Below are 23,260 nucleotides of genomic sequence, written 5' to 3' on the forward strand. Positions count from 1 at the left end.
AAGGAAGCTTTTCATGTCTACGCCAAAAACCGCATTGATCATCGGCGCCTCCCGCGGCCTGGGCCTTGGGCTGGTCAAGCAACTGCTTCAGGACGGCTGGGACGTGACCGCCACCGTGCGTGACCCGAGCAAGGCCGATGCGCTGAAAGCCGTTGGGCCGGTGCAGATCGAGAAACTCGACATGGACGATCAGCAAGCCGTGATCGCCCTGAGCCAACGCCTCAAGGCCAGCACCTTCGACCTGCTGTTCGTCAATGCGGGCGTCAAGGGCCCCGCCAACCAGGAGCCGGGCCACGCCACCCTGGCCGAAGTCGGCCAACTGTTTTTCACCAATGCCGTAGCGCCGATCAACCTGGCCCAGCGTTTCGTCGGGCAGATCCGCAAGGACACTGGCGTGCTGGCGTTCATGAGTTCGGTGCTGGGCAGCGTGGCCATCCCCGACGGCTCGGACCTGGCGCTGTACAAAGCCAGCAAGGCGGCACTGAACTCCATGACCAACAGCTTCATTACTCAGTTGGGTGATCACAAGCTGACCGTATTGTCGCTGCATCCGGGCTGGGTGAAGACTGACATGGGCGGCGAAAACGCACACATCGATGTCGACACCAGCGTGCGCGGCCTGGTCGATCAAGTGAGCGCCTACACCGGCAAAGGCGGCCATCACTTCATCGACTACAAAGGCGACGCCATCGCCTGGTAAGCGGTGCGGGATTGTTATCGACCGATTGCCGTCGATAACAATCCGCGCGTAGACTGCCCCCTCGCCTTCACCGGCGACCCTGGATCAGCAGACAGGGCAACACTGAGCTGGCAAACCTGAACCCATCATTCAGAGGAGCCGGCCAATGCCTGCGACCCGTATCTGGTTAAAAAAACCCCTCGCGATTTTCACGGCCAATGGCCTCGATGCCCGTGGCGGCCTGGTGCTGCAAGACGGTGTGATCACCGAAGTACTGGCCCAGGGCCAAGAACCCGCGCAGCCCTGCGCGCAGGTGTTCGACGCCCGTGAACATGTGGTCCTGCCCGGGCTGATCAACACCCACCATCATTTCTATCAAACCCTCACCCGCGCCTGGGCGCCGGTGGTCAATCAACCCTTGTTTCCCTGGTTGAAGACCCTGTACCCGGTCTGGGCACGGCTCACCCCGGAAAAGCTCGCTCTCGCCAGCAAAGTCGCACTGGCCGAATTGCTGCTCTCGGGCTGCACCACGGCGGCGGACCACCACTACTTGTTCCCCGACGGCCTGGAAAACGCCATCGACGTACAAGTGGAAAGCGTCCGCGAGTTGGGCATGCGCGCCATGCTCACCCGTGGTTCCATGAGTTTGGGTGAAGCCGACGGCGGCCTGCCGCCGCAACAGACCGTGCAGCAAGGCCAGGTCATCCTCGAAGACAGCCAGCGCCTGATCCGCGCATACCACGAGCGCGGCGACGGCGCGCAGATCCAGATCGCCCTGGCGCCCTGCTCGCCGTTTTCCGTCACCCCGGAAATCATGGAAGCCAGCGCTGAACTGGCCAATCGCCTGGATGTACGCTTGCACACTCACCTGGCGGAAACCCTCGACGAGGAAGACTTCTGCCTGCAACGTTTCGGCCTGCGCACCGTGGACTACCTGGACAGCGTCGGCTGGCTCGGTCCGCGCACCTGGCTGGCCCATGGCATTCACTTCAACCCGGATGAAATCGCGCGCCTGGGCGCCGCCGGCACCGGCATCTGCCATTGCCCAAGCTCGAACATGCGCCTGGCCTCCGGCATCTGCCCGACCCTGGACCTGCTCGCAGCGGGCGCGCCTATCGGCCTGGGCGTGGACGGTTCAGCGTCCAACGATGCGTCGAACATGATCCTCGAAGCGCGCCAGGCCCTGTACATCCAGCGGCTGCGTTATGGTGCGGAAAAAATCACCCCGGAAGGCGTACTGGGTTGGGCGACCAAGGGGTCGGCGCAGTTGCTGGGGCGTACCGATATCGGCGAATTGGCCGTAGGCAAGCAGGCCGATCTGGCGCTGTTCAAGCTCGATGAGCTGCGTTTCTCCGGCAGCCATGATCCGATTTCAGCGCTGCTGTTATGCGGCGCCGACCGTGCGGACCGGGTGATGATTGCAGGCAAGTGGCGCGTGATCGATGGCCAGGTCGAAGGCCTGGACCTCAAGGGCCTGATCGCCGATCACACCCAGGCCGCGCGCCAGTTGATCGCCGGAACCTAGACCAGACGCCGATTAAAAATGTGGGAGGGGGCAAGCCCCCTCCCACATTGTTTCTCGGTGATTTAGAGCCCCAACAGCGACAACATGATAAAGGTCGCAAACAACACAAAATGGGTCATCCCTTCGATGGCGTTGGTTTCGCCATCGTTGAGGTTGATCGCGCTGACAATCAGCGTGATAAACACCATCACCGTTTGCACCGGCGTCATTGCCATCTGGAACGGCTGCCCGGTGTAGAGCGCCATCGCCTCCATCACCGGCACCGTCAGGATCACCGTCGACAGCGAAGCACCCAGCGCGATATTCACCACCGATTGCATGCGGTTCGCCAACGCAGCACGTAACGCGGTCAGAATCTCCGGTGCCGCCGAAATAGCCGCGACCACGATCGCCGTGATCACCGGCGGCGCGCCTGTACCTTCCAGGCCCAGGTCCAAAGTCTTGGACATCACCTCGGCCAATGCGCCGATCACAATCACCCCAAACACCAGGGTGCCGATGGAAAACGCCAGGTTGACCGGCGGCGCCTCCTGCTCTTCCGGCAGTTTCTTGCGGCGTTTTTCCGGGTAGCTGTAACTGAAGAAATAACTGTGCGGCCCCACCTGCATGCGCAGGAACAGGGTGTACAACACCACCATCGCGCCGATGGTGAAGGCTGAGTAAATTTTCCAGTCGGCTTCGGGGATAAATTCCGGCACCACCATCGACACACCCATGGCGGTGAGGATCATCACGCTATAGGTGCGTGCCGAATCGTCGTTGTAAGACTGTTCACCATGCTTGATGCCGCCCATCAGCGCGGCCAGGCCGAGAATCCCGTTGATGTCGAGCATTACCGCCGAATAGATGGTGTCGCGCACCAGCGTGGGCGACGGCTCGTTGCTCATCATGATCGCCAGGATCACCACTTCCACCAGCACGGCGGCGAGGGTGAGGATCATGGTGCCGTAGGGGTCACCGACCTTTTCCGCAAGTTGTTCGGCGTGATGGGCCACGCGCATCGACGCCACCACGATAAAGCCGATCAGCGCCACGCCGGCCAACAGCGCCGTGATTTGCCCGCTATTGAGCATCCAGTGCTCCAGCGGGTAGGCGGCGATGGCGGCAATCAGCGCCAGCAGCATGAATTTTTCTTGCTTGAGGGATGTGAGCATTCCGGGCCTTTTAGTACGGCAAATCAGTCATTGATGGGGTACAGACTGCGCCAAGCCGCTAACGTTTCGTTACACCTTAGTTCACAAGGCCCTTGCGCGAATGCAACGAAAACAATCCTGCTGGTCAGGTTTTGCCAATTATTTCAGCCATGGCCTGTAGAATGCCGCCATTGCACCTGATGAGAATTTAGAAAATGTACGATTGGCTCAACGCCCTGCCCAAGGCTGAACTGCACCTGCACCTGGAAGGCTCGCTGGAGCCGGAGCTGCTGTTCGCCCTGGCCGAGCGCAACAAGATTGCGCTGCCATGGAACGACGTCGAAACCCTGCGCAAGGCCTACGCCTTCAACAACCTGCAGGAATTCCTCGACCTGTATTACAAGGGCGCCGACGTGCTGCGCACTTCCCAGGATTTCTACGACCTGACCTGGGCCTACCTGCTGCGCTGCAAAGCACAGAACGTGATCCATACCGAACCCTTCTTCGACCCGCAAACCCACACCGACCGTGGCATACCCTTCGAAGTCGTGCTCAACGGCATCGCCGCTGCGCTGAATGATGGCGAGCAGCAACTGGGCATCACCAGCGGCTTGATCCTCAGCTTCCTGCGCCACCTGAGCGAAGCCGAAGCCGAAAAAACCCTCGACCAGGCCCTGCCGTTCCGCGACGCGTTCGTCGCCGTGGGCCTGGACAGCTCGGAGATGGGTCACCCGCCAAGCAAATTCCAGCGTGTGTTCGACCGTGCCCGCCACGAAGGCTTCCTCACCGTCGCCCACGCCGGTGAAGAAGGCCCGCCGGAGTACATCTGGGAAGCCATCGACCTGCTGAAAATCCAGCGTATCGACCATGGCGTACGCGCCATCGAAGACGAGCGCCTGATGCAGCGCATCATCGACGAGCAGATCCCACTGACCGTGTGCCCGCTGTCCAACACCAAGCTGTGCGTGTTCGACGACATGGCCCAGCACAACATCCTCGACATGCTCGAACGTGGTGTGAAGGTGACCGTGAACTCGGATGACCCGGCGTACTTCGGCGGTTATGTCACCGAGAACTTCCACGCGTTGTACACCTCACTGGGCATGACCCAGGACCAGGCCAAACGCCTGGCGCAAAACAGCCTGGATGCGCGACTGGTAAAACCGTAACCCAGTAGGAGCCGGCTTGCTGGCTCCTACACGGTCAGCTCCTTGGTGGCACGGCCAATCGGGTGATTTCCTGTCGCCCGATGGCATGAACCTGCAAGGCCTGGGACTCATTGATCACGCTGATCCAGTTCGACTGCAAAAACAGTTGCAACAACCCCGTCCCCAACGCACCACCCAGGTGCGGCTGCTGCTGGCTCCAGTCAAAGCAGCTGCACACCAGCGGCGATGCCAATGCCTGGGTAAAAATCCCCAGTTTTGCCAAGCGCTTCGCGCCCTTCACCGTGACATCGGTACGCTGTTCGTAGCGCTCGATCCAGCCTGCTTCCAGCAGATGTTGATATAACTGCGCCCCCAACTCGCCACCAAGGTGCCCATGGCACAAACGGGCATGACGTAACGACGGCGGAGCAAGCAGGGTCGGCGGCAAAGCATCCGGCGCGCTGCGCGCTGCGCAGGCCATGGTGGTCCTGGCCAGGGCATCGATGGCGGCACTGACATCCGGCGCCGCCACGCGAAACAGGCGCTTGCCACGCCTGGCTTCCACACGCAGCAAACCGCCTGCGGTCAGTCGCGCCAAATGCGCATGGGCGGAGGTCGCGGACAACCCGGCGAGCGTCGCCAGTTCTACCGGCGACTTGGCTGAACCGTCCATCAAGGCCCACAGCATGGCGGTTCGTTTAGGCTCGGCAAGCAAGCTGGCGATCTGACTGATGCAAGGTGCTGCTTCCATCTTTTCACTCCCTGTTGGCTTATTTTTCTACTGATGCGGGAGCCAAAGTATAGGGGCGCAAACCACCGGTTCCACGGCGTCTGACAGCGTGGATAGGGACAGAACCTGAATGAAATTTCCTGCTGTGATGGAGGGCGTTACATCGCGTTCAATCGCTCCGGCAATTGAGCGGTCAACGTCGCACAGCGAGACACGAGCATTTCCCGCAACAGGTTGATGGGTTTGCTCAGTTGCGCACGATGGGCACACAGTAGATTGAGCGGCGTGCGCTCACCGCGCAGCTCCGGCAGGATCAGGCGCAAGCGTCCCGCGAGCACATCGGTGCTGACATCCAGCCAGGATTTGTAGGCAATCCCCACACCCGCCACCGCCCAACGGCGGACCACGTCGGCATCGTCACTGAAGCGGTCGCCGGTCACCGTCAGGCTGACCTCGCGTTTACCGTCGTGAAAGGTCCAGTGGTCATGGACCCGGCTGCCGAGCATATAGAGCAGGCAATTGTGCTGGGCCAACTGCTCCAGGTGCCGAGGCTGACCATGACGTGCGAGGTAGCTGGGGGAGGCGCACAGCACCCGTACGTTATCCGGCGCAACGGGCAGTGCGATAAGGCTCGAATCTTCGGGCTCACCGTAACGCAGGGCAATATCCACCGGCTGGCGAAACAGATCGGCAATCCGATCGCCCAACAGCAGGCGCACGGTGAGTTGCGGGTACTCACGCTGAAATTCATCCAGCCACGGCAGCAACTGGTTACGCCCAAAATCCGACGGAGCCGACAGCTGCAGCACACCGCTGACATGGTCCTGGCCGCTGGCCAATAAACGGCGGCCTTCATCCAGCGAACTCAGCGCTGCGCGGGCATATTCCAGGAAGCCCTCGCCTTCGGCGGTCAGGCGCAAGCTGCGGGTGGAGCGGGCCAGCAAGCGCGTGCCCAGTTGCTGCTCAATACGCTTGAGCGCGGCGCTGGCCACGGCGGGCGACAAATCCATCACCCGTGCGGCGGCGGACAGGCTCCCCAGGTCCGCCGCCCGTACAAACAATTGCAAATCATCAAAGCGCAGCATGCATTCCCGCTCATTATCAAAATTTCATTGAAACAGCCTGCTGTTTTAGCCGCTTTTATCTGCGCGGGAAATAGCCAATCATCTGTGCATCCCGTTCATCACGTGTCTGGAGTTGAATATGTCCACTGCCTTTAACGTCATTGCCACGCTGATCGCCAAACCCGGCCAACAGGCCACCCTGGAACCCTTGCTGCGCGACCTGCTGGAACCCACGCGCCTGGAAGCCGGTTGCGAACAGTACGACCTGCACCAGGACCTGCAACATCCCGAGACCTTCTACATGCTCGAACGCTGGAGCGACGACGCGGCGCTCGCCGACCACGACCAGAGCGCGCATATCCAGAGCTTTCGCGCCATGGCCGCTGATGTGATCGAACACTTCGAACTCAAGCGCCTGAAATTTCTCGCCTGATTGCCACCCTTTTTTCTGGAGCCCCCATGAAAGCCATTGCCTACTACGCCTCACTGCCAATCAACGATCCAAACGCCTTGCAAGACATCGAGTTGCCAGCCCCCGTTGCCGGCCCGCGTGACCTGCTGGTGGAAGTAAAAGCCATCTCGGTCAACCCGGTGGACACCAAGGTGCGCCAGAACGTCGCCCCGGAAAACGGCGCCGCCAAGGTGCTGGGCTGGGATGTGGCCGGTGTGGTCAAGGCCGTCGGCAGCGACGTGACGCTGTTCAAGGCCGGTGACAAGGTGTTCTACGCGGGATCCCTGGTGCGCCCGGGTGGCAACAGCGAACTGCACACCGTGGATGAGCGCATCGTCGGCCATATGCCGAAAAGCCTGGGCTTTGCCGAAGCCGCCGCGCTGCCGCTGACGGCGATCACCGCCTGGGAGCTGCTGTTCGAACGCCTGCAAGTGCGTGAGGGTAATCAGGATGAAGGCCAGAGCCTGCTGATTGTCGGTGCCGCCGGTGGTGTGGGTTCGATCCTGACCCAACTGGCCAGCCAGCTCACTGCCCTGAAAGTGATCGGCACCGCTTCGCGCCCTGAAACCCAGGCGTGGACCACGGCCCTCGGTGCCGACCTGGTGATCGACCACAGCCAACCGTTGAGCGAAGCGCTGAAAGCCGCCGGCCACCCGCACGTGACCCACGTCGCCAGCCTGACCCAGACCGACCATCACCTGGACCAACTGGTGGAAGCGCTGCAACCCCAGGGCAAGCTGGCGCTGATCGACGATCCCAAGGCGCTGGACGTCAGCAAGCTCAAGCGCAAGAGCCTGTCGTTGCACTGGGAGTTCATGTACACCCGTTCGATGTTCGAGACGCCGGACATGATCGAGCAACACAACCTGCTCAACCGCGTGGCTGAGCTGATCGACGCCGGCACCCTGAAAACCACGGTAGGCGAGCACTTCGGCGTGATCAATGCGGCCAACCTGCGCCGTGCCCATGCGCTGCTGGAAAGCGGCAAGGCCAAGGGCAAGATCGTGCTGGAAGGGTTCTGAAAAAAGGCTGTCAGTGTCGTCCATTATTCATGTGAGTAATGGACGACACCGCTAGTCAGAGAGTTGATCTTTGTCATATGTGTGAGCGTATTCGGGTTTATATTGGCCGCCTTTGCCACGATTCTTTTACGTGAGGAAGTCAGCAATGAAAATCCTGATAAAAGCGTTAGCAAAATCCGCAGGCAATAAATGGCAGGTGCGACTCGACCAGGACGCCTTCACCTTCCGCACCGAGGCCGAGGCCCGTGCCTTTGCCGAAACCCTGCAAGCCCGTATCCAGGCGCCCCACCGTTTTCCCATCAGCCAGCAACGTTCTGCCGCTGGCTGACCCGCTCTTCAGACCTGCGCCTGCAAGGCCCGTTTGCGTTGCAGGCGCTGGGTCGACATCGCAATCGTCACCGCCAATACACCGCACAAGCTGATGACCATGGCCATCGGCATCGCCGTGCCGTCGTGCAACACGCCGACCAACGAAGCGGCGCCGGCGGCCACGCCAAACTGAATGCAGCCGAGCAACGCCGAAGCGCTACCGGCCCGTGCGCCCTGCCCGCTCATGGCGCAGGCCGAGGTATTGGGCAAAATGCAGCCCAGGCTGGCGATGCAGATAAACAGTGGCACCAGCAATGGCCACAGCGCATCGGTGCGCAACGCCGCGATGCCCAGCAACGTCAACGCCGCCAGCAGGTAGACCCACACACTGCGCGACAGCAGAAACGCCGGCCCGCGCTTGGACAGCAGCCGCGCATTCACCTGGGCCACCAGGATAAATCCCGCAGCGTTGGAGCCAAACAGCCAGCCGTAATGCTCGGCTGGCACGCCGTAAAGTTGGATAAACACGAAAGGTGAACCGGCGATGTAGGCAAACATCCCGGCAATCGAGATACCGCCGGTGAGGGCGTAGCCCAAGTAGACCCGGTCCGACAACAAGGCCGCATAGCGACGCAACGAGCCGGACAACGGCTGGCGCGGCTGATGGGCCGGAAAGGTTTCCGGCAGCCCGACGGCGACCGCGATGGCCGCCATCACGCTGAATATCGACAGCGCCAGGAAAATCGACTGCCAGCCCCACAGCCCCACCATCACCCCACCGGCCAACGGTGCGAGGATCGGCGCCAGGCCAGTGACCAGCATCAGTTGGGAAAAGACTTTGGCCGAGCCCACCGCATCGCATTTGTCGCTGACCACGGCGCGGGAAATCACCATGCCCGCGCAGCCGCCCAGGGCTTGCACGAAACGCGCGCCAATCAGCCATTCCAGTGACGGCGCAAAGGCGCAGGCGAAGGAGGCCAAGGTGAACAAGGTGACGCCGCTGAGCAGCGGGCCGCGCCGACCGAAGCGGTCCGCCAGCGGGCCGTAGATCAATTGGCCGATGGCCAGGCCGCCGAAGTACACCGCCAGGGTCAGCTGGATGTGTTTTTCATCGGTGGCGAAGGCCTTGGCCATGGCCGGGAAGCCCGGCAGGTAAAAATCGATCGCCAGCGGCGCGAAGGCGCTCAAGGCACCCAGGATCAGGATTATGCGGAGGTTCATCGGGCACCCAAGTGAGTCGGCAGCCCGATAGTCTAGCCGCGCTTGGGTACATTGAACACGATAGCTCGCTAACTATTTTTCCGCCTCAGGCAAGCTTGGCGCTATAGCCTTCTTCTGCGATCGCCTCGATCACTTGCTCGGCAGACAGGCGGCTTTCGACGCCCACTTCCTTTGCTGCCAGGTCGACCTTCACGCTGGCCGCCGGGTCCTGGCCCTGCACTGCCTGGGTCACCGCTCGAACGCAATGGCCGCAGGTCATTCCTTCAACGCTGAATACTTGCATGACATGACTCCTTTGATGAGGTTGGACCCAGTCTCGACCTTGCCACGATGGCAAGGTCAAGTTCCGCAAATGTCTGCCGGGCTGGTATTTGGCCGCTTCAAAGGCCAAGCTTCACTCATCGTCGATTTAAACCACGGAGCATTCGCCATGCGCTGGTCGTTTTTTGCCCTTGCCGGCCTGATGAGCCTGTCGGCCGCAGCGCCCCAAGCCCTCGCCGCAGAAGACTATGCGGTGCTGATCATTTCCCGGGAACGCCTGGAAGTGCCGACCAACTGCGAGATCGGTCTGTACCTGAATGACCAGTTGGCGGGCCGGCTGTTCCAGGAGCAGGCCACTTCGTTCAACCTGCCGGCGGGCAACCTGTCCCTGCGCTTGAAGCTGTTGCCGGGCCAGGCCCCGGGTTGCCTACCGGGCCTGCTAGCGCCGCCTGCGCAGAACATCACGCTGAAGGTCGGTGATGTGCGCAAGTTGCGCATTGCCCAAGGGCCGGACGGGATGTATCTGAAACCCGCCGCATTGGAATACTGAGCAAAAAGAATCGTGACGCAGAGCGTCACTGGATGCATTCCCACGCCGAGCGTGGGAACGATCGCGCTTGACCTTCCCCACAGGTCAAGGTTGATGCTAGGGGCAACTTCTCCTGGAGGACTGCCCCATGAATGGATCCACCACCTTTGACCTGCCCATCAGTGGCATGACCTGCGCCAGCTGTGCCGGCCGGGTCGAGCGCGCGCTGGGCAAGGTGCCGGGGGTGCAAAGCGTCAGCGTCAACCTGGCCAACGAACGCGCCCATGTTGAAGTGCTCGGCCAGATGGACCCCGGCGTGCTGATCGCTGCCGTCGACAAAGCCGGCTACACCGCCACCCTGCCCCAAAGCGAAACCGCCACCGATGCCGATCAGGCCCGGCGCCTGCTCCGCGAGCGGTGGGCGCTGCTGCTGGCGATCCTACTGGCACTGCCGTTGGTGTTGCCGATGCTGGTGGAGCCCTTTGGCGTGCATTGGATGCTGCCGGCCTGGGCGCAGTTCGCCCTGGCCACGCCGGTGCAATTCATCTTCGGCGCACGCTTTTATATCGCCGCCTGGAAAGCCGTGCGGGCTGGTGCCGGCAATATGGACCTGCTGGTCGCCATCGGCACCAGCGCCGGATACGGCCTGAGTATTTACGAATGGCTCACCGCTCACCCGGGCATGGCGCCGCACCTGTACTTCGAAGCGTCGGCGGTGGTGATCGCCCTGGTGCTGTTGGGTAAATACCTGGAGAGCCGCGCCAAGCGCCAGACCGCCAGCGCCATCCGCGCCCTGGAAGCCCTGCGCCCCGAGCGGGCGATTCGAGTGCTCGACGGCCGTGAAGAAGATGTCGCCATCAACGCGTTGAAACTCAATGACCTGGTGCTGGTAAAACCCGGCGAGCGCTTCCCGGTGGACGGTGAAGTGGTCGAAGGCCAAAGCCACGCCGACGAAGCCTTGATCAGCGGCGAAAGCCTGCCGGTGCCCAAGCAACCTGGCGACAAAGTCACCGGTGGCGCCATCAACGGTGAAGGCCGCCTGCTGGTACGCACCCTGGCCCTCGGCGCCGAAAGCGTGCTGGCGCGGATCATTCGCCTGGTGGAAGACGCCCAGGCCGCCAAGGCACCGATCCAGAAGCTGGTGGACAAAGTCAGCCAGGTGTTTGTCCCGGCCGTGCTGGTACTGGCATTGATCACCCTGGTGGGCTGGTGGTTGTACGGCGCGTCACTGGAGACCGCGATCATCAATGCCGTCGCCGTGCTGGTGATCGCCTGCCCCTGTGCCTTGGGCCTGGCCACACCGACTGCGATCATGGCCGGCACCGGGGTTGCCGCCCGCCACGGCATCCTGATCAAGGACGCCGAAGCCTTGGAGCGCGCCCATGAAGTGAGCGCCGTGGTCTTCGACAAGACCGGCACCCTCACCTCCGGCGCGCCAAAGATCGCTCATCTGGCAGCCGTGGATGGCAATGAAGCGCTCCTGCTGCAACACGCCGGCGCGCTGCAACGCGGCAGTGAACACCCTTTGGCCAAAGCCGTACTGGATGCCTGTAGCGAGCAAGGGTTGGAGGTAGCCGATGTGACGGCCAGCCAATCGCTGACCGGCCGCGGCATCGCTGGCACGCTGAATGGCCAGCAGTTGGCCCTGGGCAATCGCCGCCTGCTTGAAGAAAACGGTTTGAACGCGGGGGGCCTGGCCGACTCGGCCAAAGCCTGGGAGGCCGAAGGTCGCACCTTGTCCTGGCTGATCGCGCAAGGCGCCCAACCGCGAGTGCTGGGGCTGTTCGCTTTTGGCGATACGCTCAAGCCCGGCGCGCTGGAGGCGGTACAGCAACTCAAGGCCCAGCACATCAGCAGTCATTTACTCACTGGCGATAATCGCGGCAGCGCCCGCGTGGTCGCCGAGGCCTTGGGCATAGAGGATGTGCACGCCGAGGTGCTGCCCGCCGACAAAGCCGCTACTGTCGCCGAGCTGAAAAAAACCGGCGTGGTGGCCATGGTCGGCGACGGCATCAACGACGCCCCGGCCCTGGCCGCCGCCGATATCGGCATCGCCATGGGTGGTGGCACCGACGTGGCCATGCACGCGGCCGGTATCACCCTGATGCGCGGCGACCCGCGCCTGGTGCCGGCCGCACTGGAGATCAGCCGCAAGACCTACGCCAAGATCCGTCAGAACCTGTTCTGGGCCTTTGTGTACAACCTGATCGGCATTCCGCTGGCCGCATTCGGCCTGCTCAACCCGGTATTGGCCGGTGCCGCGATGGCCTTGTCGAGTGTCAGCGTGGTCAGCAATGCCTTACTGTTGAAGACTTGGAAACCCAAGGATTTGGAGGATCAACGCCCATGAACATCGGCCAAGCCGCCCGTCAGAGCGGGCTCAGCGCCAAGATGATTCGTTACTACGAATCCATCGGCCTGCTCAAGGCCGCCCACCGTACCGACAGCGGCTATCGCGTGTACGGCGCGGATGACTTGCACACCCTGGCGTTTATCAAACGCTCGCGCGACCTGGGGTTTTCATTGGAGGAAGTCGGCAAGCTGCTGACCCTGTGGCAGGACCGCCAACGGGCCAGCGCCGATGTAAAAGCCTTGGCGCGCCAGCATATCGATGAGTTGAACCAGAAGATCCTGGAGCTGGGGCAGTTGCGCGATACCTTGCAGGACCTGGTGGAGCACTGCCAAGGCGATCACCGGCCGGATTGTCCGATTCTCAAGGAGTTGGCGTCCGGAAGCTGCTGCGCCTGACCGAATGTACAAAAATCCAATGTGGGAGGGGGCTTGCCCCCGATAGCGGTGGATCAGCCGGCTTATCTGTAGCTGACCCACTGCAATCGGGGGCAAGCCCCCTCCCACATTGTGATTTCCAGTTATCTGGAAATCACTGCATCCACGGCGGCGGCGGCGGTTCGTCCGGCACCTTGCTCGGCGGCGCATCGTCCGCCGCGCGAATCGCCTGGCGACGCTCTTCATCCAGCCGCGCCGCTTCGATCTCGCGAATCACACCGCCGACGTCCGCCAGTTCTTCCGGCTCGTCGAACTCGCCGGTCAAGACGCTGGCCGGGTGCAGGGTGCCGGCTTCATACAGCGCCCACATTTCCTTGGCGTACTTGGTCTTCTTCAATTCCGGGGCAAAACGCCCGAAATAGGAAGCCATGTTGCCCACATCACGCTCCAGCATGCTGAACGCGTGGTTGTTGCCCGCCGCATCCACCGCCTGGGGCAGGTCGATAATCACCGGGCCGGTTGGCGTGAGCAGTACGTTGAACTCGGACAGGTCACCGTGCACCAGGCCGGTACACAGCATCAGCACGATCTGGGAAATCAGGAAGGCGTGGTATTCGCGCGCCTGGTCCGGCTCCAACACCACGTCGTTCAGACGCGGCGCCGCATCGCCGTACTCGTCGGCCACCAGCTCCATCAGCAGCACGCCTTCGAGGAAGTCGAACGGCTGGGGCACGCGAACGCCCGCACCGGCCAGGCGGAACAACGCCGCTACTTCGGCGTTCTGCCAGGCATCTTCGGTTTCTTTCTTGCCGAACTTGGAGCCCTTGGCCATGGCCCGCGCCTGCCGGCTGTTACGGACCTTACGGCCTTCCTGGTATTCGGACGCTTGACGAAAACTTCGTTTGTTCGCCTCCTTGTAAACCTTGGCGCAACGCAATTCGTTGCCGCAGCGCACCACATAAACAGCTGCTTCTTTACCACTCATGAGTGGGCGCAGCACTTCGTCGACCAGACCGTCTTCGATCAGGGGTTCAATGCGTTTAGGAGTCTTCATCAGCTTTTATTGTGGGTCCTTTATTACCAAATACGCGTATGGCACTCGTTATACGGCAATCAGCTCGCCGGTGGGAGAGGCTACCGACCGTTGATCACTTAAGAATGCATCCAATATGCCAGTTTCAGCGCTCAATGATCGCCGTAACACCCTGACCGCCCGCCGCGCAGATCGAAATCAGCCCACGCCCCTGGCCCGCCGCGTCCAGCAGCTTGGCCAGATTGGCGACGATACGCCCACCGGTGGCGGCAAACGGATGACCGGCGGCCAGGGAACTGCCTTTAACGTTCAAGCGGCTACGGTCGATGGAGCCCAAGGGGGCGTCAAGTCCCAGGCGCGTCTTGCAGTAGTCCGCATCTTCCCAGGCCTTGAGCGTGCACAACACTTGGGCAGCGAAGGCTTCGTGGATCTCGTAGTAATCGAAGTCCTGCAGCGTCAGACCATTCCTCGCCAGCAAGCGCGGTACCGCATAAACCGGCGCCATCAGCAGGCCTTCGGCACCGTTGACGAAGTCCACCGCTGCCGCTTCGCCATCGCGCAGGTACGCGAGGATCGGCAAGCCGCGCTCCCTGGCCCACGCTTCACTGCCCAAGAGCACCAGCGATGCGCCATCGGTGAGCGGCGTGGAGTTGCCGGCAGTGAGCGTGCCCTTTGCGCTGCGTTCGAAGGCAGGCTTGAGGGCGGCGAGTTTTTCCAGGGTCAGGTCGGGGCGCAGGTTGTTGTCACGGGTCAGGCCCAGGAACGGCGTGAGCAGATCGTTGTGCCAGCCCTCGGCGTAAGCAGCGGCCATTTTCTGATGGCTTTCCAGGGCCAACTGGTCCTGCTCGGCGCGGGGAATCTGCCAGGTCTGCGCCATCAATTCACAATGTTGCCCCATGGACAAACCGGTACGCGGTTCGCCGTTGCGCGGCAGTTCCGGCTTGAGGTGATGGGGACGAAGTTGTAACAGGACTTTTAATTTATCCGCCATGGACTTGCTGCGGTTGGCTTGCAGCAAAATCTTGCGCAGCCCTTCGTTCACGCCGATCGGCGCGTCGGAGGTGGTGTCGACCCCACCGGCAATCCCGCATTCGATCTGGCCCAGGGCAATCTTGTTGGCCACCAGCAACGCCGCTTCCAGGCCGGTGCCGCAGGCCTGTTGAATGTCATAGGCCGGGGTTTGCGGGGACAGGCGTGAGCCGAGCACACATTCGCGGGTCAGGTTGAAATCCCGCGAATGCTTGAGCACCGCGCCGGCAGCCACTTCGCCCAGGCGCAGGCCGTGCAGGTTGTAGCGTTCGATCAGGCCTTCGAGGGCCGCGGTCAACATTGCCTGGTTGCTCGCCGTGGCATAAGGGCCATTGGAGCGCGCGAAAGGAATGCGATTACCGCCAATGATCGCTACACGGCGCAATTGAGTCATGGAAAGCTCCCTCTGTCTGTTGTGGGCTGGATTACTGAGCCTAGTCGAACGACTGCTACCCTGGGATGGTCAACCCTTTGAACCCCAGCCTTCGGAGAGCGTTCCATGTCTGACCGTTATATCGACTTCGCCAACTCAAGCCTCGGCCATCGTCTGGTCGCCGCCATTGGCCTGCCGTCGCCGGTACGCCTGGAACGCTGGCAAGCCGGGCGCCTGCGCCCGGTGGAAGGCGCATTGCTGCTGGGCGGCGGTGCACTGGTCAGCAAGGTGCAGGCGTTCGCCAACAAGCTCACCGACGCGATCTACACCTACGGCGCAGAGACGTCGACGTGGATCCCCGGCCACGGCCCCAAGCTCAAGGCCGTAGTGTTCGACGCCAGCGACTTGCAACACACCGATCAGCTCAAGCAATTGCGCGAGTTCTTCCAACCGCTACTGAAAAACCTGGATAACAGTGCGCACCTGGTGATCCTCGGCCGTGCGCCGGAAAACCTCGGCGATCCGTTCGCTGCCAGTGCCCAGCGCGCCCTGGAAGGCTTCAGCCGCTCGCTGGCCAAAGAGCTGCGCAACGGCGGGGTGCTGCAATTGCTGTATGTCGGCGACGGTGCCGAAGACCAGTTGGAAGGCGCCCTGCGTTTCTTCCTCTCGCCGAAAAGCGCCTATATCTCCGGCCAGGTGATCCGCCTGGAGGCCTGCGCCACGCCGGTCGAAGATTGGACACGGCCCCTGGCCGGGCGCAAGGCGCTGGTCACCGGTGCCGCCCGTGGCATTGGCGCATCCATCGCCGAAACCCTCGCCCGCGACGGCGCCGAGGTGATCCTGCTCGACGTGCCCCAGGCCAAGGCCGACCTCGATGCCCTGGCCGCACGCCTGGGTGCACGCACCGTGGCGCTGGATATCTGCGCCGAAGACGCCGCCACCCAATTGATCGAACACCTGCCCGATGGCCTGGATATCCTGGTGCACAACGCGGGTATCACCCGTGACAAAACCCTGGCGAACATGACCCCGGAATACTGGGACGCGGTGCTGGCCGTCAACCTCAATGCGCCGCAGGTACTGACCAAGGCGCTGCTCGACAGCGGCACCCTGCATGACAACGCCCGCGTGGTGCTGCTGGCGTCGATCAGCGGCATCGCCGGCAACCGTGGGCAAACCAACTACGCGGCGAGCAAGGCCGGCTTGATCGGCCTCGCACAGGCCTGGGCGCCGCTGCTCAAGGCGCGCGGCATCAGTATCAATGCCGTGGCGCCGGGGTTTATCGAAACCCAGATGACCGCGCATATCCCGTTCGCCTTGCGCGAGGCCGGGCGACGCATGAGTTCGCTGGGCCAGGGCGGCCTGCCGCAGGATGTCGCCGAAGCGGTGGCCTGGCTGGGCCAACCGGGCTCCGGTGCGATCAGCGGGCAAGCGTTGCGGGTGTGTGGGCAAAGTCTGTTGGGAGCGTGAGCATGCAATGGAAGACGTTTGACACAGCACCGTCTCTGCCGCCGCTGTATTGGCGCGCAGCCCTCAAGCGCAAAATCACCGGCAGTACATTGCCCGAGTTCGGGTTGCGCTGCCGGGTCAGCATCGATCCCCAGCGGGTGACGGCCTATCGCAAGGTCTGCGGCTTTGCCGACGGCCCAATCCTGCCGGCGACGTATCCGCATATCCTGGCGTTCGGCCTGCAGATGCAGTTGCTCACCGATAAACGTTTTCCCTTCCCGCTGCTGGGGCTGATTCACCTGAGTAACCGCATCCGCATTCATCGCCCCTTGGGGGGTGTGAGCGACCTTTTCGTGGCTGTACACGCGCAGAACCTCAAACCCCACCCCAAGGGTGCAACCTTCGATCTGATCACCACGGTTGAAGATTCCCTCGGCCTGCTGTGGGAAGCCGACAGCCGCATGCTGTGCCGGGGCGTGAAGCTGGAAGGCGAGACAGAAGCTATCACCCAACCGTCTCCCGCCCAGGTCAGCGAACTGACCCGCTGGAAAGCCCCCGCCGATATCGGCCGTCGTTATGCGCGAGTCTCCGGTGATTACAACCCGATCCACCTCAGCGCCCTGACCGCCAAGCTGTTCGGCTTCCCCCAGGCCATCGCCCATGGGCTGTGGAACAAGGCGCACACCCTCGCCGCGCTCGGCGAACACTTGCCCGCCGCCAATATCGAGATCGACGTCGAGTTCAGGAAACCCGTGCGCCTGCCCGGTGAAGTGACGTTATTGGCCAGCGCCGCCGGTTCCAGCGGAGCGTTGTGGTTGAAAGGCGCGGGCGATATTGAACATATGGTAGGCAAGTGGCGGCCGATCGCCTGAAACAAACAGGTTAATTGTATATATACACACTAAGTAATAGCGGACTTCATGAAGTCCGCTTTTTTTATTTAACCAATTGATTTATAACATATATACATCTTGATACATCCTTCCCTTATACCCTTGGCATTAGTTGCTTAACCGGTACACCGCTGCTGTATATAAATCGTTAATACCAAGTAGAGCATTGAGAGAACGCACCGCCGGGGCTGCTATAGCCACACGGACAAACGCATCGCTATCCCCAGAAGTAGCGAGCGTTTGAAGACAACCAAGGTTGTACAGGTGCAAGGAACTCAATCATGAAAACTCAAGTCGTGTTTTGGAAAGCAAGTACCGCGCTGGCCCTGGCAGTAGCACTGGCACTCGGCGGCTGCAGCAGCGGTGGTGGCGGGCATCACAGCGGTGGGTCCTCCTCGGGTGCGGGTGCGGGTGCAGGTGGCGGGACAGGCGGCGGCACCGACCCAGGGACCAACCCCGGCACCGATCCTGGCACCAACCCAGGCGGCGGCACGACCCCCTTGGTCACCGCCACCGTGGTCGACACCCTCGGTAATACCGTGACCGACCTCGGCGGCACCGTCAGGAGCCTGGGCACCACCCTTGGCAGCCTGCCCATCGTTGGCGCCACTGCGGGCGGCCTGGTGAATGCCACCGGCAACGCGGTCGGCAGCATCGGCACCGGCCTGTCGGATGGCCTGGGCTCGCTTGGCACGGACAGCAATGCCTTGGGCAAAACCGTCGCCGGCGTGGCCAATGGGGTTTCCGACCTGGGCGATGGCGTGACCGTCACCGGTAGCAACGTCGCCACCCTGCTGGGTAAAGTGCCGGTCGTCAGCGGCGCAGCCCCGGTAGTCGGCAACGTCGTCGGCAAGGTCGGCAATGCCGTGACCATGCTGGGCGACACCCTGAGCACCGCCAGCACCACCGGCCCACTGGGCTCGGTGACCAACACCGTCGGCGCGAGAGTGCTGGTACCGGTGGTATCCCTGGTGGAAAACACCACGGGTAAAGTCGGCACCGCGACCGGTCTTGATAAGCCTGTGGGCGGCCTGCTGCAAAAAGTTGGCGATACCGTCGACGGCCTGGGCGATAACGTCGCCGGCGCAGGTGGCACTGGCAACCCAGTGACGGGTGCGGTGGGCAATGTGCTCAATGGCGTCGGCACCGTGGTGAGCAAGGCTGGCGGTTATGTCGACCCAAATGAAGGCAACAACGGTGGCAACAGCGGCGGCGGTACAGGCGGCAGCATCAACCGGTTGGGTTTGCCTGAACTGATCGGTGGCGTGATTGCCGGTGCCGGTGGCGGCCTGGATGCAGGCAGCAGTAATGGCGTGGTCAGCGCGACCGGCGTCACCGGTGTCAAAGCCGGCACCACCGTGGCCTCCCTGGGTACCCTCCTCGGCGGCAGCGGCGCTCCAAACATGGCGGCAGGCGCCCCCATTGCAGGGCTGACCAGCCAGATCGGCGGCGCACTGAACCCCGTCACCAGCGGCGTGCAAAGCTTGACGCAAAACGTCGGCAACGCCACCGGCCTGGGTGGCCCGGTGAATGGCCTGGTCACTAATGTCGGTGGCGCGGTCAGCAGCCTGGGCGGGCAAATCAGCGCCACCAACGCCAACCCGGTCACCAATGCCCTGGGCGGCACCGTGACCGCAGTGGGTGGCACCGTGGCGTCGATCGGCGGCCTGGTCACCGGCGGCACCAACACCGGTGGCGGCTTGCTCGGCGGCGGTCTCAATGTGGGTGCCGGTGCCTCGGCGGGCGCGGGGGCCGGCGCCAATGCAAACGGTGGTGTTCTCGGCGGGCTGTTGGGTGGCCTGAGCGGCACAAAATAGAATTGCACCTGGCCGATTAGACGGCCTCACCTACAGCGCCTACGCTTGGTTGAGACGAGAGACCCCACTAAGTCTCTCGTCTTTTTTTTGGGTCAATGATCGACCCCTGGAGACACCCGAACCGCGCCCCCAGAGCCCGGCGGGAATCTGCGAAACGCTGCTGCAGTTTTGACCATGGAGTGTCCTATGCGCGCTTTGACGCCGTTGTTATTGCTCACCCTCAGTGCTTACGCCCACGCCGATACCCTTCCCACTTTCCTCAATAGCAACGACACCATCCGCAACCTGCCCGTGCCCAATCTGCCCGTCGACGCCTACCGGCCTACCGGCACGCCCACCCAGGTGCCAACACCGGCGCCCACCGCCGGGCAGCCGCTGATGATGGACACCAAGGTCACCATTCGCAAACTGCAGATCGACGGCGGCACCGTCTACCCGCTCAAGGACGTCGCCCAGGCATTCGCGCCGCTGATCGGCCATGAAACCAACCTGGCGCAATTGATCGAAGCCACCCGCAGCATCACCCGGCGCTACCAGGAAGACGGCTACTTGCTGTCCTACGCCTTCCTGCCGGAACAGCACTTCGAAAACGGCCTGGTACAGGTGGTGCTGGTGGAGGGCTACATCCGCGATTACCAGTTGCAAGGCGACATCGGATCAGTCTCCTCCTATGTCGACAAACTGGCGGGAAAACTCCAGGCCGAACGCCCGCTCACGCGCAAGACCTTCGAACGCTACACCACGCTGATGAGTGCGATCCCAGGCCTGACCGTGCAGGCTCAAGTGCCGCCCCCCAGCACCACCGATGGCGGCACTCATATGCAAGTCACCGCCAGCCGCAAGCCCGTCACCACCAGCATGAGCCTCAACCAGGCCAGCCGTGGCGGCACCCAGGCGCTGCTGACCGGCACCAGCAATTCGTGGACCTCCATGGGCGAGCAACTGAGCATCAGTGGCCTGTTTCCGCCGGGCCAGGATAAAGAGCACTACTACCGCGCGACCTATAGCCAGTTCCTCAATGCCGAAGGCACCCAACTGGCGCTCTCGGGCGAACGCTACCGCGCCGACCCAAGCACCAGCCTGCAACTGGGCGATGGCCTGGAACTCAAGCCGCACCAGGAAATCGACCGTTACTCCTTTGGCCTCAGCCACCCTTTTATCGCCTCGCCCAGCGAATCGCTGAACCTCGGCGCCCGCCTCTACGCCGTCGACCAGACCACCCGGTACAAGCTCAGCGGTTTCCCTCAGCGTTTCGAGCTGGAAACCAACCTGCGCGCCCTGGCCTTCGAGGGCGACTGGCGCAAAGCGGATCCCACGCAGTTGCGCATCATCAGCGGCGGCCTCTACCAAGGCATCAACGGCATGGGTGCCAAGACACGCACCGACTTCGGCGGCCTCAAGCCCGACCCCGACTTCTTCCGCCTGCGCCTGTCTGGCGTGCAGAGCAACAAGCTGTTCGGCAATTGGCAAGGCGTGCTGTCCGGCGCGCTCTACTGGAGCAACGACTACCTGCCGGACAGCGAGCGCGCCACCTTCGGCGGGCAGAGTTTCGGCCGCGGCTACCCCGATGACCAAGGCACGGGCGACAAAGGCTGGGGCGTGGCATACGAGGTCAACTACAGCTACAACCGCGCCGGTGATGGGGTGAGGATCCTGCAACCCTATGTGGTGTTCGACCGCGCCAAGACCTGGTTCAACGACCTGCCGGTCAAGGGCAATGACCTGTCATCGGCGGCGCTGGGCCTGCGCTTTGGCGACGCCAAGTACTACAACATCGCGCTGGAAGCCGCCAAGCCGATGTCGGACGAAGCCCTGGACAGCTTCGATCGTCGACCGCGCTATTCGCTGAGCTTCAGCTACCAGCTCTAATGTGGTGAGCGGGCTTGCCCCGCGTTGGAGTGCGCAGCACTCCCGCTTTTACCAGGCCAGCTCACTACACCGTTTTGGGCAGAGGAAAAAGGTTGTTCAACGTATCGATCAACCGCACCAGGTAGATCGGCTTGCGAAACAGGTCCAGCACCTGCAGGCGCAGCATGTCGCTCACATCATCCATTTCGGCATGACCCGACATCACAATCACTGGCAGGTGGGAGCGTGAGGTGTGTTCGCGCAGGCGCTTGATCAAGGAAATGCCACTTTCCTCGGGCATGCGCAGGTCGGTGATGACCAGGGCAATGTCGGGGTGAAGTGTCAATTCTTGCAGGGCGAACGTGACAGAATTGGCGGTGAAACACACAAACCCTTCGTTTTCGAGGGATTCGGCGAGTTCGATCAAGGCGTCCTCTTCGTCATCCACCAAAAGAATTTGTTGGCGGCAAGGCGAAGAGGCGCTCATAGCTGTACCTGGACAGGAAGAACGTTAATAAGGCGTTTCCACATGGATAAGCAGGCTATCAAGTGGTCATCTTAGTGGCGACGCTGTCGAAGATCGATTTGATCTTAGTTCCAAGCCCAGAACCGGCACCGACGATCACCAATGCAACCATGGCCACAATGATCGCGTACTCAATCCCGGACGCGCCGTCTTTGCGTTGAAAGAAAAGTTGGGTTTGGACATACAGCTTCAACATCATGTCAAGGAACATTGGACTTCTCCCTAAAACGCCACTGAAAGCCGGAAAGGCTCTACCACCAGATGATCGCGGCGTGCCATTAGAGCATTGTCAACAAACCTCGGCCTCACAACTGTAAGAACGGATTAATCACAAAGTATTAGTCGCAAAGTTGACGCCACAACACTGCAATTTAAAAGGCCAACTTTATACGCCAGATAATTTTTTCCAGCGGTAATGGCATTTCGTCCTAGCTGAGCTACCTTCAAATAGCCAAATCGTTAGATGTTCATCACAGCCAGGTTGCGGATTAACCCGTTTGGATTAACAGGGTGTGCAGTGCAACGGGAAAGGGAGAGCCGTCATGAACAGTCGCATCAGCATGGTCCTGGCCGGCTTGTTGCTGATCGGGGCATTGATTGCCGGGTACTGGGGACTTGTGTTGAGCCGCACACCCGAGCCCGTCGTAGCGCCTGCCGCACCTGTCGTTTCCGTTGAAAAAACCCTCGCCGCCGCTGAAGACCAAACCCGCCAGCCGGTAGTTGTCTTGCGGCATGAGGTGCCTGCCTTTACGCCACTGACCGCCGCCGACCTGTCCGTCGAGAAACTGCGCACCGCGCCCGCCGGCAGCCTGACCCAGCTCGACCAGGCCATCGGCCGTATCCCCCTGAGAGCCCTCGGCGCCGGTACCTGGCTCAACGAGGACAGTTTCAACGCCGGTGGCCCCCTCTCGCGCATGATCCGCCCCAACGAGCGCGCGCTGGCCGTGGCCGTGGACGAGGTGGTCGGCGCCGCAGGCCAGTTGAGCCCCGGCGATTACGTGGATGTGCTGCTGTTCCTGCGCCAGGATGCCGGCAACGCCGAACAGTCGGCCCAGATCGTCCTGCCGGCCATGCGTCTGCTCAGCGTCGGCGATCAATTGGGCCTGGCCAACGATGGCCAGCCGGCAGTGCCACCGCCAGCGACCGCCGAAGAACGCGCCCAGGCCCTACAACGCCGCCTCGCCGCACGCACCGTGGTGCTGGCCGTGCCGGAGCCTTTATTAAGCCGCCTGATGCTCGCGGCGCAAGCCGGGACCTTGCGCCTGGCCGTGCGCAGTGCCGAGGAGCAACTGCTCAGCCGCTACTGGGCCGGTGAAGATGACACCGCGCAGAAGCTGGAAAGTGCCAACCGCGACCTTTACCAATTCACTCAACTGGCATTGACCGGCCCGCCCAAACGCGTCGCGCCGGTTGGCGGTGGGCCTGGCGTGCGCCGTGGCATCGAAGTGATTCGCGGCGCCCAAGCGGCGCCACAAACCCCGTGATCGAACAAG

Annotated in this window: 23 protein-coding genes; 14 read left to right on the forward strand and 9 right to left on the reverse strand. The window is 62.1% G+C overall.

Features of this window, described 5'->3' with window-relative positions; all coding sequences use genetic code 11:
* Positions 1-13 precede the first annotated feature (13 nt).
* Both NL123_RS27180 and NL123_RS27185 read left to right on the forward strand, forming a co-directional pair.
* Positions 14-700, forward strand: a complete 687-nt coding sequence (locus tag NL123_RS27180) for an SDR family oxidoreductase (RefSeq protein WP_494356702.1) — start codon at positions 14-16, stop codon at positions 698-700.
* A gap of 145 nt (positions 701-845) precedes the next feature.
* Entirely contained in the window at positions 846-2,204 is a 1,359-nt protein-coding gene (locus NL123_RS27185; protein ID WP_494356703.1) for an 8-oxoguanine deaminase, read from the forward strand.
* A 62-nt stretch (positions 2,205-2,266) separates the two neighbouring features.
* On the opposite strand, the gene NL123_RS27190 is transcribed toward NL123_RS27185, so the two are convergent.
* Complete coding sequence (locus NL123_RS27190) at positions 2,267-3,358, reverse strand: calcium:cation antiporter (RefSeq protein ID WP_058423626.1); 1,092 nt, start codon at positions 3,356-3,358, stop codon at positions 2,267-2,269.
* A gap of 194 nt (positions 3,359-3,552) precedes the next feature.
* Between NL123_RS27190 and NL123_RS27195 the strand changes: the two genes are divergently transcribed.
* Entirely contained in the window at positions 3,553-4,506 is a 954-nt protein-coding gene (locus NL123_RS27195) for an adenosine deaminase (RefSeq protein WP_494356704.1), read from the forward strand.
* 34 nt (positions 4,507-4,540) lie between these two features.
* Here NL123_RS27195 and NL123_RS27200 read toward each other — a convergent pair whose 3' ends face one another.
* Complete coding sequence (locus NL123_RS27200) at positions 4,541-5,236, reverse strand: ArsR/SmtB family transcription factor (RefSeq protein ID WP_248485955.1); 696 nt, start codon at positions 5,234-5,236, stop codon at positions 4,541-4,543.
* Positions 5,237-5,373: 137 nt separating this feature from the next.
* Entirely contained in the window at positions 5,374-6,300 is a 927-nt protein-coding gene (vimR, locus tag NL123_RS27205) for a transcription regulator VimR (protein ID WP_248485954.1), read from the reverse strand.
* A gap of 118 nt (positions 6,301-6,418) precedes the next feature.
* Here vimR and NL123_RS27210 point away from each other — a divergent pair, with 118 nt between their 5' ends.
* The 3 genes from NL123_RS27210 to NL123_RS27220 all read left to right on the forward strand — a co-directional run bounded on the left by NL123_RS27210 (position 6,419) and on the right by NL123_RS27220 (position 8,080).
* Positions 6,419-6,712 carry a putative quinol monooxygenase gene (locus NL123_RS27210; protein ID WP_248485953.1) on the forward strand — a complete coding sequence of 98 codons (294 nt, stop codon included), beginning with the start codon at positions 6,419-6,421 and terminating at the stop codon, positions 6,710-6,712.
* A gap of 26 nt (positions 6,713-6,738) precedes the next feature.
* A complete protein-coding gene (locus NL123_RS27215) occupies positions 6,739-7,752 on the forward strand; it encodes a zinc-binding alcohol dehydrogenase family protein (protein WP_248485952.1) in 1,014 nt (337 codons plus the stop codon).
* 145 nt (positions 7,753-7,897) lie between these two features.
* Positions 7,898-8,080: a hypothetical protein gene (locus NL123_RS27220; protein WP_494356705.1), complete on the forward strand. Its 183-nt coding sequence runs from the start codon at positions 7,898-7,900 to the stop codon at positions 8,078-8,080.
* 8 nt (positions 8,081-8,088) lie between these two features.
* Here the strand turns inward: NL123_RS27220 and NL123_RS27225 are convergent, their stop codons facing one another.
* Positions 8,089-9,282: a Bcr/CflA family multidrug efflux MFS transporter gene (locus tag NL123_RS27225; RefSeq protein ID WP_248485951.1), complete on the reverse strand. Its 1,194-nt coding sequence runs from the start codon at positions 9,280-9,282 to the stop codon at positions 8,089-8,091.
* A gap of 85 nt (positions 9,283-9,367) precedes the next feature.
* Positions 9,368-9,565 (reverse strand): heavy-metal-associated domain-containing protein, encoded by a 198-nt coding sequence (locus NL123_RS27230; RefSeq protein ID WP_248485950.1) that lies wholly within the window; start codon positions 9,563-9,565, stop codon positions 9,368-9,370.
* Between the two features lie 147 nt (positions 9,566-9,712).
* Between NL123_RS27230 and NL123_RS27235 the strand changes: the two genes are divergently transcribed.
* The 3 genes from NL123_RS27235 to cueR all read left to right on the forward strand — a co-directional run bounded on the left by NL123_RS27235 (position 9,713) and on the right by cueR (position 12,820).
* Complete coding sequence (locus NL123_RS27235; protein ID WP_058423618.1) at positions 9,713-10,093, forward strand: hypothetical protein; 381 nt, start codon at positions 9,713-9,715, stop codon at positions 10,091-10,093.
* Between the two features lie 127 nt (positions 10,094-10,220).
* Positions 10,221-12,422 (forward strand): heavy metal translocating P-type ATPase, encoded by a 2,202-nt coding sequence (locus NL123_RS27240; RefSeq protein ID WP_494356706.1) that lies wholly within the window; start codon positions 10,221-10,223, stop codon positions 12,420-12,422.
* Positions 12,419-12,820 (forward strand): Cu(I)-responsive transcriptional regulator, encoded by a 402-nt coding sequence (gene cueR, locus NL123_RS27245; protein WP_058423616.1) that lies wholly within the window; start codon positions 12,419-12,421, stop codon positions 12,818-12,820. Before NL123_RS27240 ends, cueR begins: the two co-directional genes overlap by 4 nt.
* A 133-nt stretch (positions 12,821-12,953) precedes the next feature.
* On the opposite strand, the gene NL123_RS27250 is transcribed toward cueR, so the two are convergent.
* Together NL123_RS27250 and NL123_RS27255 are read right to left on the reverse strand one after the other, a co-directional pair.
* Positions 12,954-13,853 (reverse strand): PA4780 family RIO1-like protein kinase, encoded by a 900-nt coding sequence (locus NL123_RS27250; protein WP_014716761.1) that lies wholly within the window; start codon positions 13,851-13,853, stop codon positions 12,954-12,956.
* Positions 13,854-13,977: 124 nt separating this feature from the next.
* Positions 13,978-15,255: an acetyl-CoA C-acetyltransferase gene (locus NL123_RS27255; protein ID WP_494356707.1), complete on the reverse strand. Its 1,278-nt coding sequence runs from the start codon at positions 15,253-15,255 to the stop codon at positions 13,978-13,980.
* A 105-nt stretch (positions 15,256-15,360) separates the two neighbouring features.
* Between NL123_RS27255 and NL123_RS27260 the strand changes: the two genes are divergently transcribed.
* The 4 genes from NL123_RS27260 to NL123_RS27275 all read left to right on the forward strand — a co-directional run bounded on the left by NL123_RS27260 (position 15,361) and on the right by NL123_RS27275 (position 21,262).
* Complete coding sequence (locus NL123_RS27260; protein ID WP_248485947.1) at positions 15,361-16,704, forward strand: 3-oxoacyl-ACP reductase; 1,344 nt, start codon at positions 15,361-15,363, stop codon at positions 16,702-16,704.
* A 2-nt stretch (positions 16,705-16,706) separates the two neighbouring features.
* Positions 16,707-17,555 carry a MaoC family dehydratase gene (locus NL123_RS27265; RefSeq protein ID WP_494356708.1) on the forward strand — a complete coding sequence of 283 codons (849 nt, stop codon included), beginning with the start codon at positions 16,707-16,709 and terminating at the stop codon, positions 17,553-17,555.
* A gap of 302 nt (positions 17,556-17,857) precedes the next feature.
* A complete protein-coding gene (locus NL123_RS27270; protein WP_494356709.1) occupies positions 17,858-19,393 on the forward strand; it encodes a collagen-like triple helix repeat-containing protein in 1,536 nt (511 codons plus the stop codon).
* A gap of 186 nt (positions 19,394-19,579) precedes the next feature.
* Positions 19,580-21,262: a ShlB/FhaC/HecB family hemolysin secretion/activation protein gene (locus NL123_RS27275; RefSeq protein WP_494356710.1), complete on the forward strand. Its 1,683-nt coding sequence runs from the start codon at positions 19,580-19,582 to the stop codon at positions 21,260-21,262.
* 64 nt (positions 21,263-21,326) lie between these two features.
* On the opposite strand, the gene NL123_RS27280 is transcribed toward NL123_RS27275, so the two are convergent.
* A complete protein-coding gene (locus NL123_RS27280) occupies positions 21,327-21,728 on the reverse strand; it encodes a response regulator (RefSeq protein WP_058423610.1) in 402 nt (133 codons plus the stop codon).
* A gap of 58 nt (positions 21,729-21,786) precedes the next feature.
* A complete protein-coding gene (locus NL123_RS27285; protein WP_058423609.1) occupies positions 21,787-21,978 on the reverse strand; it encodes a Flp family type IVb pilin in 192 nt (63 codons plus the stop codon).
* A 331-nt stretch (positions 21,979-22,309) separates the two neighbouring features.
* Between NL123_RS27285 and cpaB the strand changes: the two genes are divergently transcribed.
* Positions 22,310-23,251: a Flp pilus assembly protein CpaB gene (cpaB, locus tag NL123_RS27290; RefSeq protein ID WP_494356711.1), complete on the forward strand. Its 942-nt coding sequence runs from the start codon at positions 22,310-22,312 to the stop codon at positions 23,249-23,251.
* Positions 23,252-23,260: the final 9 nt, after the last annotated feature.

It is taken from the genome of Pseudomonas sp. FBCC-B1565, from assembly GCF_059133265.1.

What these genes read in the sequence shown, in the direction of transcription:
- NL123_RS27210 (WP_248485953.1), top strand. Translation starts at nt 6,419, where the DNA reads ATGTCCACTGCCTTTAACGTCATTGCCACGCTGATCGCCAAACCCGGC.
- vimR (WP_248485954.1), bottom strand. Translation starts at nt 6,300, where the DNA reads ATGCTGCGCTTTGATGATTTGCAATTGTTTGTACGGGCGGCGGACCTG.
- NL123_RS27260 (WP_248485947.1), top strand. Translation starts at nt 15,361, where the DNA reads ATGTCTGACCGTTATATCGACTTCGCCAACTCAAGCCTCGGCCATCGT.
- NL123_RS27280 (WP_058423610.1), bottom strand. Translation starts at nt 21,728, where the DNA reads ATGAGCGCCTCTTCGCCTTGCCGCCAACAAATTCTTTTGGTGGATGAC.
- NL123_RS27255 (WP_494356707.1), bottom strand. Translation starts at nt 15,255, where the DNA reads ATGACTCAATTGCGCCGTGTAGCGATCATTGGCGGTAATCGCATTCCT.
- NL123_RS27190 (WP_058423626.1), bottom strand. Translation starts at nt 3,358, where the DNA reads ATGCTCACATCCCTCAAGCAAGAAAAATTCATGCTGCTGGCGCTGATT.
- NL123_RS27275 (WP_494356710.1), top strand. Translation starts at nt 19,580, where the DNA reads ATGCGCGCTTTGACGCCGTTGTTATTGCTCACCCTCAGTGCTTACGCC.
- NL123_RS27215 (WP_248485952.1), top strand. Translation starts at nt 6,739, where the DNA reads ATGAAAGCCATTGCCTACTACGCCTCACTGCCAATCAACGATCCAAAC.
- cpaB (WP_494356711.1), top strand. Translation starts at nt 22,310, where the DNA reads ATGAACAGTCGCATCAGCATGGTCCTGGCCGGCTTGTTGCTGATCGGG.
- NL123_RS27195 (WP_494356704.1), top strand. Translation starts at nt 3,553, where the DNA reads ATGTACGATTGGCTCAACGCCCTGCCCAAGGCTGAACTGCACCTGCAC.
- NL123_RS27265 (WP_494356708.1), top strand. Translation starts at nt 16,707, where the DNA reads ATGCAATGGAAGACGTTTGACACAGCACCGTCTCTGCCGCCGCTGTAT.
- NL123_RS27225 (WP_248485951.1), bottom strand. Translation starts at nt 9,282, where the DNA reads ATGAACCTCCGCATAATCCTGATCCTGGGTGCCTTGAGCGCCTTCGCG.
- NL123_RS27240 (WP_494356706.1), top strand. Translation starts at nt 10,221, where the DNA reads ATGAATGGATCCACCACCTTTGACCTGCCCATCAGTGGCATGACCTGC.
- NL123_RS27250 (WP_014716761.1), bottom strand. Translation starts at nt 13,853, where the DNA reads ATGAAGACTCCTAAACGCATTGAACCCCTGATCGAAGACGGTCTGGTC.
- NL123_RS27180 (WP_494356702.1), top strand. Translation starts at nt 14, where the DNA reads ATGTCTACGCCAAAAACCGCATTGATCATCGGCGCCTCCCGCGGCCTG.
- cueR (WP_058423616.1), top strand. Translation starts at nt 12,419, where the DNA reads ATGAACATCGGCCAAGCCGCCCGTCAGAGCGGGCTCAGCGCCAAGATG.
- NL123_RS27230 (WP_248485950.1), bottom strand. Translation starts at nt 9,565, where the DNA reads ATGCAAGTATTCAGCGTTGAAGGAATGACCTGCGGCCATTGCGTTCGA.
- NL123_RS27200 (WP_248485955.1), bottom strand. Translation starts at nt 5,236, where the DNA reads ATGGAAGCAGCACCTTGCATCAGTCAGATCGCCAGCTTGCTTGCCGAG.
- NL123_RS27270 (WP_494356709.1), top strand. Translation starts at nt 17,858, where the DNA reads ATGAAAACTCAAGTCGTGTTTTGGAAAGCAAGTACCGCGCTGGCCCTG.
- NL123_RS27235 (WP_058423618.1), top strand. Translation starts at nt 9,713, where the DNA reads ATGCGCTGGTCGTTTTTTGCCCTTGCCGGCCTGATGAGCCTGTCGGCC.
- NL123_RS27185 (WP_494356703.1), top strand. Translation starts at nt 846, where the DNA reads ATGCCTGCGACCCGTATCTGGTTAAAAAAACCCCTCGCGATTTTCACG.
- NL123_RS27285 (WP_058423609.1), bottom strand. Translation starts at nt 21,978, where the DNA reads ATGTTCCTTGACATGATGTTGAAGCTGTATGTCCAAACCCAACTTTTC.
- NL123_RS27220 (WP_494356705.1), top strand. Translation starts at nt 7,898, where the DNA reads ATGAAAATCCTGATAAAAGCGTTAGCAAAATCCGCAGGCAATAAATGG.